11 protein-coding genes are annotated in these 9998 nt (G+C 41.2%); 3 read left to right on the top strand and 8 right to left on the bottom strand.

What is annotated here, in order from left to right; all coding sequences use genetic code 11:
* Nucleotides 1-48 precede the first annotated feature (48 nt).
* Nucleotides 49-669, top strand: coding sequence for a helix-turn-helix transcriptional regulator (locus EX191_RS14685; protein WP_182019200.1), 621 nt, complete (start codon nucleotides 49-51; stop codon nucleotides 667-669).
* Nucleotides 670-829: 160 nt separating this feature from the next.
* On the top strand, nucleotides 830-1180 hold the full coding sequence (locus EX191_RS14690) for a DUF3135 domain-containing protein (RefSeq protein WP_193447959.1): 351 nt from the start codon (nucleotides 830-832) through the stop codon (nucleotides 1178-1180).
* Here the strand turns inward: EX191_RS14690 and EX191_RS14695 are convergent.
* From EX191_RS14695 to EX191_RS14705, 3 genes are all read right to left on the bottom strand, one after another.
* Nucleotides 1174-1467, bottom strand: coding sequence for a GIY-YIG nuclease family protein (locus EX191_RS14695; RefSeq protein WP_395219149.1), 294 nt, complete (start codon nucleotides 1465-1467; stop codon nucleotides 1174-1176). The two genes, EX191_RS14690 and EX191_RS14695, sit on opposite strands and share 7 nt — an antisense overlap.
* A 717-nt stretch (nucleotides 1468-2184) precedes the next feature.
* Complete coding sequence (locus tag EX191_RS14700) at nucleotides 2185-2607, bottom strand: DUF805 domain-containing protein (RefSeq protein WP_193447960.1); 423 nt, start codon at nucleotides 2605-2607, stop codon at nucleotides 2185-2187.
* Between the two features lie 216 nt (nucleotides 2608-2823).
* Nucleotides 2824-3171, bottom strand: a complete 348-nt coding sequence (locus tag EX191_RS14705; RefSeq protein WP_114323085.1) for a 5-carboxymethyl-2-hydroxymuconate Delta-isomerase — start codon at nucleotides 3169-3171, stop codon at nucleotides 2824-2826.
* Nucleotides 3172-3440: 269 nt separating this feature from the next.
* On the opposite strand from EX191_RS14705, the gene tpiA reads away from it, so the two are divergent.
* Entirely contained in the window at nucleotides 3441-4211 is a 771-nt protein-coding gene (gene tpiA / locus EX191_RS14710; RefSeq protein WP_005384863.1) for a triose-phosphate isomerase, read from the top strand.
* A 95-nt stretch (nucleotides 4212-4306) separates the two neighbouring features.
* Here the strand turns inward: tpiA and EX191_RS14715 are convergent, their stop codons facing one another.
* The 5 genes from EX191_RS14715 to EX191_RS22860 all read right to left on the bottom strand — a co-directional run.
* Nucleotides 4307-5473: a nucleotide sugar dehydrogenase gene (locus tag EX191_RS14715; RefSeq protein WP_193447961.1), complete on the bottom strand. Its 1167-nt coding sequence runs from the start codon at nucleotides 5471-5473 to the stop codon at nucleotides 4307-4309.
* A gap of 145 nt (nucleotides 5474-5618) precedes the next feature.
* The gene (locus EX191_RS14720; RefSeq protein ID WP_193447962.1) at nucleotides 5619-7724 is read right to left on the bottom strand and encodes a YjbH domain-containing protein; all 2106 of its coding nucleotides are present in this window, start codon (nucleotides 7722-7724) and stop codon (nucleotides 5619-5621) included.
* Nucleotides 7725-7802: 78 nt separating this feature from the next.
* Entirely contained in the window at nucleotides 7803-8510 is a 708-nt protein-coding gene (locus EX191_RS14725; RefSeq protein WP_193447963.1) for a WecB/TagA/CpsF family glycosyltransferase, read from the bottom strand.
* Between the two features lie 25 nt (nucleotides 8511-8535).
* Nucleotides 8536-9714, bottom strand: coding sequence for a glycosyltransferase family 4 protein (locus tag EX191_RS14730; protein ID WP_193447964.1), 1179 nt, complete (start codon nucleotides 9712-9714; stop codon nucleotides 8536-8538).
* Nucleotides 9711-9998 (bottom strand): hypothetical protein (locus EX191_RS22860; RefSeq protein WP_206677671.1); only part of this gene is annotated, 288 nt, incomplete at its 5' end. The genes EX191_RS22860 and EX191_RS14730, both read right to left, overlap by 4 nt.

Raw genomic sequence — 9998 nt, forward strand, 5'->3', positions numbered from 1 at the left:
ACTAACCCTATCGCGCATAATATGTACTGACGTATAAATGGTGGGTATATGAAGACTGTAGATAGGATATTGCAAATCGTTAAGCGTGATGGTTCCGTCACTGCAAAACAACTCTCTTCTGAGCTGGGTATGACAACCATGGGGGCACGTCAGCACCTTCAGAGTTTAGAAGATGATGGCATCCTGTCTATTCATGACGTCAAAGTCAAAGTGGGTCGCCCCGCTCGCCACTGGTCTCTCACTCAAAAAGGTCATGAGCAATTTGCTGACCGTCACGGTGAGTTGACCATTCAGTTTATAGAGGCTGTCGAACACATTTTTGGCAAAGATGGACTGGACAAAGTCACATCGGAAAGAGAAAAACTCACGTTACAAAGTTATCGTCAGCACCTTGAGCAATGCAACTCTCTGCAAAGCAAACTAGAAACTCTTGTGACACTCAGAGAACAAGAAGGCTATATGGCCGAGCTTGAGCAAGATGAGAACGGATTTATCTTGATCGAAAATCACTGCCCGATTTGTAAAGCCGCAACTCGCTGCCCAAGCTTGTGCCAATCAGAATTAAATGTCTTTCAGTCTTTACTTGGACGTGACACCAAAGTAGAGCGTACCGAACACATCATTAGCGGCCAACGACGCTGCGTTTACCGCATCCAACAACTGCAGTAATCACCACAAACAAACATCGACATACCGCACTTATTCAATCTCAAGCCTGAAAGCTTCTCTTATAAATGAGACGGCTGAAGAATTCATCCTCTCTCCTCTTTCTAGTGGTATAGGCTTTTAGTAACTAAAGGCAATTTCCATAAGGATTTGGAGAACATTGATGTCTACTCTACGTCACTACTCTTCTCAAACGCTTCCGCCATTCGATGAAATGGTTCGAATGGCAGAGCGAGATCCAGAAGCTTTTGAGCAATTTCGTCATGAAATGGCAAAAGAGATGATCGAAAGCGCATCAGAAAATATGCAAGAAAGACTGTGGGCTCAGCAAAGCCACATCGATAGGGTCATCAGCACGTGTAAAAACCCTCATCATACCAATGTGGTATTGATGAACGAATTACAAAAACAGGTCGTGAAGTTCAGAGCGGCGCTACAAGGGGAAATGACACCGACTCAAAAAGCGGATGTGGTTAGCTTAAATGCGTTTAAAGGTAGGGATGATTTTTACTGATACTCAGTAGATAGATCGAGAAAGTTAGGGTTCGTTTCTCTTACCAAGGCTAACTTCCACTCACGCTTCCACTGCTTGAGCTGCTTTTCTCGGTTTATGGCAGTTGCCATATCTTCGAATAACTCAAAGTAAACGAGCTTATGAACGTTGTATTTCTTGGTAAATCCCTCAACTACTCCGTTTTTATGCTGCCATATTCTTTGAGGCAGCTGACTGGTAACACCAATGTAAAGAACGGCGTTGTTGTTTGACGTTAGGATATAAACGCAAGGTGTCCTATCGATGATTCATTCTCCTTCATGATTCGCTGTTACTTTTCCATTGTAATTCAATCGCTCAGTTCAAACTCGGAGCGCTCTGTGCGTAGATTCTGAATCACACTCGTCCCTCGCTGTTCAGAATGACGGTTAATTTAACTTGCTACTAAATAAGAGAAGGTCGTCATTCTAGCGAGACTCAGCAAGACTAAGAGTCTGGGAACAGCAAACTCCCATTCTTTCCCACTCAGCTTAACCACTGTACAACCGGACAATAGATTCGGATCCCACTCGTTCCTCGCTGTTCAGAATGACGATGACTTTAACAGCCTCTAAAACAAAGGAGATCGTCATTCTAACGAGCTCAAGCGAGACTAAGAATCTGGTAACAACAAGCTCTTATTCTTTCCCGCTCACCTTAGCCACTGCTCAACCGGACGATAGATTCTGAATCATGCTCGTCCCTCACTGTTCAGAATGACGGTTAAAATAGCAAGCTCTAGATCAAAAAAGCTCGTCATTCTAGCGAGATCCAGCGAGACTAAGAATCTGGTAACAACAAGCTCTTATTCTTTCCCGCTCACCTTAGCCACTGCTCAACCGGACGATAGATTCTGAATCATGCTCGTCCCTCACTGTTCAGAATGACGGTTAAAATAGCAAGCTCTAGATCAAAAAAGCTCGTCATTCTAGCGAGCCTCAGCGAGACTAAGAATCTACTTTCAGCGCGCACGTTACTTAAAGCGATTACTCCGGCTCAGAGCCATATTGGTTTGGTCCTGATGTCCCCTTTAAGAAGCCACATTCAATTAGAATCCATAAACCACAAATCAGAGAAATGGAAGCAACGAACATTTGCGGTGTCGACGGCTCTTGTGCAACAGGGCTGGTCATTGGCGTAGCGATTCGTCCGATAATCAACGGAATATTCAGTGCTAGCCAATAGATTGATTTGTTGCGGTCATGCCAACGCTTGGTGGTGATCGCCAAATCAGGGATTAACAAAATCACCAAGAAAATAGGGAGAAGTAAATAGGAGAAAGTAGGAAATAGCTTACTGATTCCAGCACCAAAACCTAGAATAGAGACATAGTAAATGACGTTCCAAATCCAGTAGGTTTTACGGTTTATACGTCCTTGAAAAGAAAACAGTAACTCTTTAGTCGACATCAAATTTTACCCCAAAATAGAAAGGTTATAGATTAGCCGAGTCGATATGGTTTGGAAAGTACACCTGCTGTGTAAGCGCCAATAGTGCCGTTATAACAAGCAGAGCGAGACTAAGCTCAAGCAACGATAAACACTCGATAAGGCCTATTAGCTTTCAGTACCCTGCATCTAACGATACTTAACCCTGCTCACTGCTCTCAAGAAACTCTGTTCAACCTAATTCACTACCTTCTGGAAGCTTTCTACGTCCATGTCTCGGATGTTGACCGTTAAGCTGTGCACGTGACTGGCTTGCTCTTGAAGTGTCGCCATCAAGGCTCGTGACAGTTCTCGCTTCTGCTCTTGGGAACGGCCAGATAGCAAATCAAAGTTGATATGGATAAAGTCGAGGCTATCGCCCTCTTCTCCAATTAACCAATTGTGGCACCGGAGCGTTCTAGATTTCACTGACGCGAGCTCAAAAAGACCACTCTCTAACGCCGTTTTATGTAAATCCTCCAGCAACCCCTGAACATTGACACGTTCTTCAACCGAGTTTGAATACTCTAAAACGAGATTTGGCATTTTGATTCCTTTCTACAACAATTAATTCCAGCGCGTAGTAATACCAATCTCAGCAGCAATTTCCGAGGAATGAACTATCATTCTGTCTACGTGATCACCAATCGATTGCTTTTGACAAAAATAACAGGATCGCTGCTTGGTCGAATCAGTAAAGAAAGCCGGACAAGACATGACGCCAATCATGATCTGTTCACATTATTCTGTTATATTCCTACGTAGATTTTTTACATTAATTGACTATTTACATTAAAGATAAGGGAGATATTCCTATGCGTCGTCCTGTAGTGATGGGTAACTGGAAACTAAACGGCAGCAAAGCAATGGTAACTGAGCTGCTAACTGGTCTTAACGCTGAGCTTGAAGGCGTTGAAGGTGTTGACGTAGCAGTCGCTCCACCAGCACTTTACATCGACCTAGCAGAGCGCGTAATCGCTGAAGGCGGTAACAAGATCATCCTAGGTGCTCAAAACACTGACCTAAACAACAGCGGTGCGTTCACTGGCGATATGTCTCCAGAAATGCTGAAAGATTTCGGTGCAACTCACATCATCATCGGTCACTCAGAGCGTCGTGAATACCACAACGAATCTGACGAGTTCATCGCGAAGAAATTCAACTTCCTAAAAGAAAACGGCCTAACTCCTGTTTTCTGTATCGGTGAATCTGAAGCGCAAAACGAAGCTGGCGAAACTGAAGCTGTATGTGCACGTCAAATCAACGCAGTTATCGACACTTACGGTGTTGAAGCTCTAAACGGAGCAATCATCGCTTACGAACCAATCTGGGCTATCGGTACTGGTAAAGCAGCAACAGCCGAAGATGCACAACGCATCCACGCTTCTATCCGCGCACTAATCGCAGCGAAAGACGAAGCAGTTGCAGCACAAGTAATCATCCAATACGGTGGTTCTGTTAAGCCAGAAAACGCTGAAGCTTACTTCTCACAACCAGACATCGACGGTGCTCTAGTTGGCGGCGCTTCTCTAGACGCGAAAAGCTTCGCAGCAATCGCTAAAGCAGCAGCTAAAGCAAAAGCTTAATCTCGTTTTTACTGAGAGTAGAAATAACAAAGGGATGCATCATGCATCCCTTTTTGTTTGCGTGTTATATTACACACGATCATCGTAACTAAAGTCTAATCACTACCAAATAGGTCTCGCGTATAAACTTTATCAGCCACATCAGCAAGTTCTTCAACCATACGGTTAGAAACAATCACATCTGCACTTTGTTTAAACTCATTCAGATCGTTGATTACACGTGAGTTAAAGAACTCGTCTTCCTGAAGTACTGGTTCATACGCCACCACTTCAACGCCCTTTGCCTTGATACGCTTCATAATACCTTGAATAGACGAAGCGCGGAAATTATCTGAGCCAGCTTTCATTATCAAACGGTATATCCCAACCACTTTAGGTTCTCGTTTGAGAATAGACTCAGCAATAAAGTCTTTACGAGTTCGATTAGCTTCCACTATGGCTCCAATGATGTTATTAGGAACTTCCTGGTAATTTGCCAACAACTGCTTTGTATCTTTAGGTAAGCAGTAACCACCGTAACCAAATGAAGGGTTGTTGTAGTGGTTACCAATACGTGGATCTAAGCCTACGCCTTCAATAATTTGACGAGAGTCTAGATTGTGCGCTTCCGCATAGGAATCTAGCTCATTAAAGTAAGCCACACGCATTGCAAGGTAGGTATTTGAGAACAGTTTCACTGCTTCAGCTTCTGTTGAATCAGTAAACAAAATTGAAATACCTTCTTTTACCGCGCCCTCTACGAGAAGGTTTGCAAATGTTTCCGCACGCTCGCTACGCTCACCTACGATAATACGAGATGGATGCAAATTGTCGTAGAGCGCTTTACCTTCACGAAGGAACTCTGGAGAAAAAATGACGTTCTCACAGTTCAATTCATCTTTTATACGCGCGGTATAACCTACAGGCACAGTGGATTTGATTACCATTACGGCTTCTGAGTTAATTGCCATCACATCTTTAATGACCGCCTCAACTGAAGAAGTATTAAAGTAGTTGGTTTGCGGGTCATAATCTGTAGGTGTTGCGATAATAACAAATTCAGCATCTTTATAGGCGAGCTCTTTGTCTAGCGTTGCCACAAAATTGAGTTTCTTCGTTTCAAGAAAGCTCTCGATCTCAGAATCAACAATTGGAGATTGCTTTTTATTTAGCATCTCAACTTTCTCTTGGATGATGTCTACCGCAACGACTTCATGATTCTGAGCCAAAAGCATGGCGTTTGACAGACCTACATATCCTGTACCTGCAACTGCAATTTTCATTCTTTTATCCCATATATAAAACTGGCGTAAGAATACCAAAACCTCGCGGTATGCGGTAGAAGCAGGTGCTTTTTAGCTCTTTTTTTACGCTGAATTTACGTATACAAAAAAGCGGCCATTTGGCCGCTTTTCAACTCGATTGCAGTTAATCTAACTGGGTTGTAAGGTACCTTAAGTAAGCATTACGCATACGAACCTTGTTCTCTTCAAAGTAATCGCTACCATAACGACCACGGTTAAAGTAACGGCGTAGCATACTGTTATCCATCGCAAGTTCATCACCTTGACCCGTAGTCAAGTAGTTGAACTCATTCCCTACACGAGTGCTGACGTTAAAGTCGTACGCTTCATTACCACGAACCTGCAGGAGGCCAGGAGACATATCACGCCATGGCGTCAAAGGTAATTTTACTGATAGCGTAACAAACTGCTCTTCATCGGTGTTATTAAACTGCGTCACTTGATAACTTGCGGACAACTCTATGTCGTCAAACCAATGTGAGGTTGTGAGCTTCGCACCAACATCGCCTTTCCAAAACTCTCCCACAGTTGCGTTAAACTGCCAATCCCACTCAGGCATGCTGAAAGTATAACGAGTTAAAAACGTTTGGCGATCCGGGTTCACATAGCCATTTTTATCTTTCTCATCCGAGTGTTGGAAGTAACTCATTTCTATACCAACCGCATGTGCACCTGATGGAGAAAACCAAGCGGACTCACTGTGCACCCCAACATAATCTGCTTTTACTAAACCAAGCGATACTTGGTTCGCCACATCGACATATGGCAATCGGAAGAATTGATGCACCATGGCACGATCGATTTCATTTTCATAGGCGCTATCTTCAAAATAACCGCCGTCTTCAAAATCATCGCTTTCCGCTAATGGCAAAATATGGCGAACATCCACTGCAGCTCCAGACCACAAGAAGGTATAGAGGTTGCTCGACATAGCAAAAGAGTAATCATATACACCATACTCAGTCGCTACACCATGACGCACCATTGGCGACAACACCAATTGTGAATCTAACGTCCCACTATTTACGCGCTCTGTTTTCCATTCTACTAGCTCAAGCATATCGGATAGGTCTGTCGTATTGAACTGGATGTCATCACATACTGCAGAACCATTCATAAAGTTCTGATAACAAGTCGCATCTGTTTTCACTCTCACTATTGGTTTTTGGTTTGCCAATAGTAATAGTTCAATGCGGTCAGAACTTAACCCCATTTCTTGCGCAGTGTTTGTTCCGAAATGACTTGAAATAATTCCCATGGCAACACCCAAACCATCCACCTGGCTGTGATTATAGCGGCGATTCTCTAGTGCCACGACAACCGATTGATTCAAGGTACCAACTTGAATATTCAGAAAACCTTCGTTGCGCAGCGCACTGACCAAGGCAGAGATTGACGCATTATCAGCTTTACTTTGCTCTAGAGAAACCTTTTCCATCAGTGACACATTGTTACGAGCATACTCACGAGAGCGGGCGTAATCGGTGATGAGCGGGATAGACAATGCGGCATTCCACATATTCTGTTCATCCGTGTCATGACCAGAGTAAATTTGGTAGCTCAAAGAAGCCGTCATGTCGTAAGGTAGCAGTTCTTCTGGCGTGAAAACTTTCACTGATGAGTTAAAATCGACAGCATCGTATTCACCGGTGAGCTGAACAAAATCAAATGGCTGATATTCAATACCACCGAAAGGTCCATCCATTACCCCTAATGCGATGTCAGAGCGCCCGTAGCCTAATGAAACTCTGATAGGAAGTTGCTTAACGTTGTAATCAGCAACCACATAATTTGTGTTGAAGTAGTTTGAAGCCCCTCCGAGATCTTGTACCCCAATTGCAAAGCTCAAATTATCAACATCCCACAGTTCTGGGAGCTGATATTTAAAAGACGTAGATAAATCTCTTACAGGGCCACATCCGTTCTCTATAAAGCTACGGCAGTTGTAAGTTTCCGTAACAATTCTGCCGTGAGCTTCAAGTCCTTCAAACAAACCGATAGAAAACTTTATTGAATCCAAATCTTGAATACTGCTTTCGTATGGCAAACCTTGAGAGAAAGTTGTTGATGAAACACCGTAGCTTAACACTTGAGCGTTTGGGGTTAGCGTTAAGCCTGAGAAGCTTTGATTAGAGGATAGAGTCTTTAGAGCTTGTGCAGAAATAGGTAAACTGAAAGTTAGTGACAGCAAGGACATAACCATTACTGCTTTATTAATTTTATGTGCCATCCATTTGCCATTATGAATAAATCGATATATAAAAGATCCAGAGCTGAATCTTTCTCGCTTTACAATTTTTGATAAACATTAAATTTTTCTAGTGATAGCTAGCCAAAGAAATTTTAGTAATCTCACTTGCCTAAATATTCGACTAGGCTCTTTTATAAGTCGATAAAGCCACTCCAAGTTCAAATTACACCATGCTTTAGGTGCTCGGCCTGCAGCCCCTACAAATACATTATAAGTACCACCAACCCCCATCATGAATGCATCTATCCCAGCATCCCGACACTTTTGCATAAATATCTCTTGCTTAGGGGAACCCATGGCAACAGTTAAAATATCTGGCTTTAAAGTGTGAATATACCTTATTGTGTCATCTTCGTTTTCAAAGAATCCGTCTGAAAAGCCGACAATATTTACGCCATACTGACTCTCTAACTTAGCAGTTGTTTTATTAACCACCTCCGAGCTAGCACCAAGTAAGAATACTGATTTCCCTTCCTTTGAAGAAGCTTTCATTAACTCTTCCCAGAGCTCGCAACCAGGTACTCGAGAAAGTTTTGATGAAAGTTTTTTTTCAGCAACTTTTACTGCGCCAATTCCATCCAAATAACGAATATCGGCTTTAAGTAGTGCTTCTCTAGTCTCTGGCGAGCGAATTGCTGCTAATATTTTTTCGGGATTGATTGCTACGGCTGTTTTTCCTTTACCATATTTCAATATGTAATCTACGGCTTCACTCATACCTGAAAAGCAGTTCACAGGAATTTCTGATATTTCTGTCATTTGCATATTTACTTACTCTAACATTTTATTTTTATTCAAAACTCGAATAGATTCGGTTATAAATTTCCACATTCGTAGACCATATTCTATTCGAGAGAACAAACTCTTTTGCTCTTGACATCTGAGTTAATAATTTTTCTTCATTTTCCGGATTACAAACCGATAAGATCGCTCTAGCTAAAGCATCAATGTCATTCGGTGGAACAAATATAGCATGATCGATGCTGCCTACTATCTCTAAATATCCACCAACCTTGCTACATATAAGAGGCTTATTGAGTAGTATAGCTTCCAACGGTTTTAATGGTGTTACGAGATGAGCAATAGGTTCATCATTTCTATAATTGATAATACAATCAATACCCTGATAGCAATGCTTTATTTCAGAAGGAAGAATTTGACCGTGAAATGTTGTTGGAGAATTTAGTGATTTAGCGAGTTTTTTTAAGTCTTCTAGTTTAGGTCCACCACCAAAAACATGGAATTCAAGTTGAGGGTGCCTCTCTCTGAGAATTGAAAAGGCCTTGATAACTTTATCAATGCCCTCAAGTTCTATTACACTACCGATATATGCAAATTTTGAAACATTATTAATACTGTTAATATCGATGGTATCTTCTTTAGTATTAACAGCATTTCTTACAATATAAATGTCACTTCTAATATTAGAAAATTCATTTTTAATTCCGTCGCTGATTGCGATAACGGCATTACTTCGCTTAATCGAAATATGTTCTAATTTAATAGCAAGCTTCTTGAGGATAGATAGTTGCTCAGAGTTGGAGTTTATATACCATAAGCTTCTAACCTCATATACTACAGGGATGCCTTTGATTTTTCCAACAATAAGCGCTGCTAACGCACAATAAAACATTGCATGAGCATGAATAACATTTGGTCTTTCAATAGAACACACTTTCCATAGTCTGTAGACAAAATATGGAAAAGAAAAAACTTTTTTAATTTTATCTAATGCTGTTGATCTTCCTCCAACAGACAACCCTTCAAATATAAAAGTTCTGTAATATTTGATTGAATTGATATATTCAATACCTACTCTTCTTGATGATCTTTCAGGTTGTTGCCCAGGAGAACTTATTACTATTGGTTCTAACCCACCAGATTTTTGGGCATTAAGTATATGATTTGTTCTTGTACTTGAACCGGATATATTGGGATACGATTGATAAACAACATGGAGAATTTTCATTTAACTCTTTCCTCAGAAATTTTTTCGTTAAATTTTATAAGGTACAGTCCAATTATTATACCTATAGAACTAGCTTGATAAGGAAGCGAGTAAACAATCATTAATGAAAGCGAGAAAATAATAAAAACAATCTTATCTTTTCTATTATTAAAGGAAGCAATTTTAAGCATGGTTATAATAGCACCAGCTATATATCTGTCTCTTATACACATCTGAAAAAAAAAAAAGAAAAAAAAAAAAAAACCACATGATGGAAATGGTACAACGTCAATAAGAGGCTTTAT

This window comes from Vibrio chemaguriensis, from assembly GCF_012275705.1.
Taxonomy (GTDB): Bacteria; Pseudomonadota; Gammaproteobacteria; order Enterobacterales; family Vibrionaceae; genus Vibrio; species Vibrio diabolicus.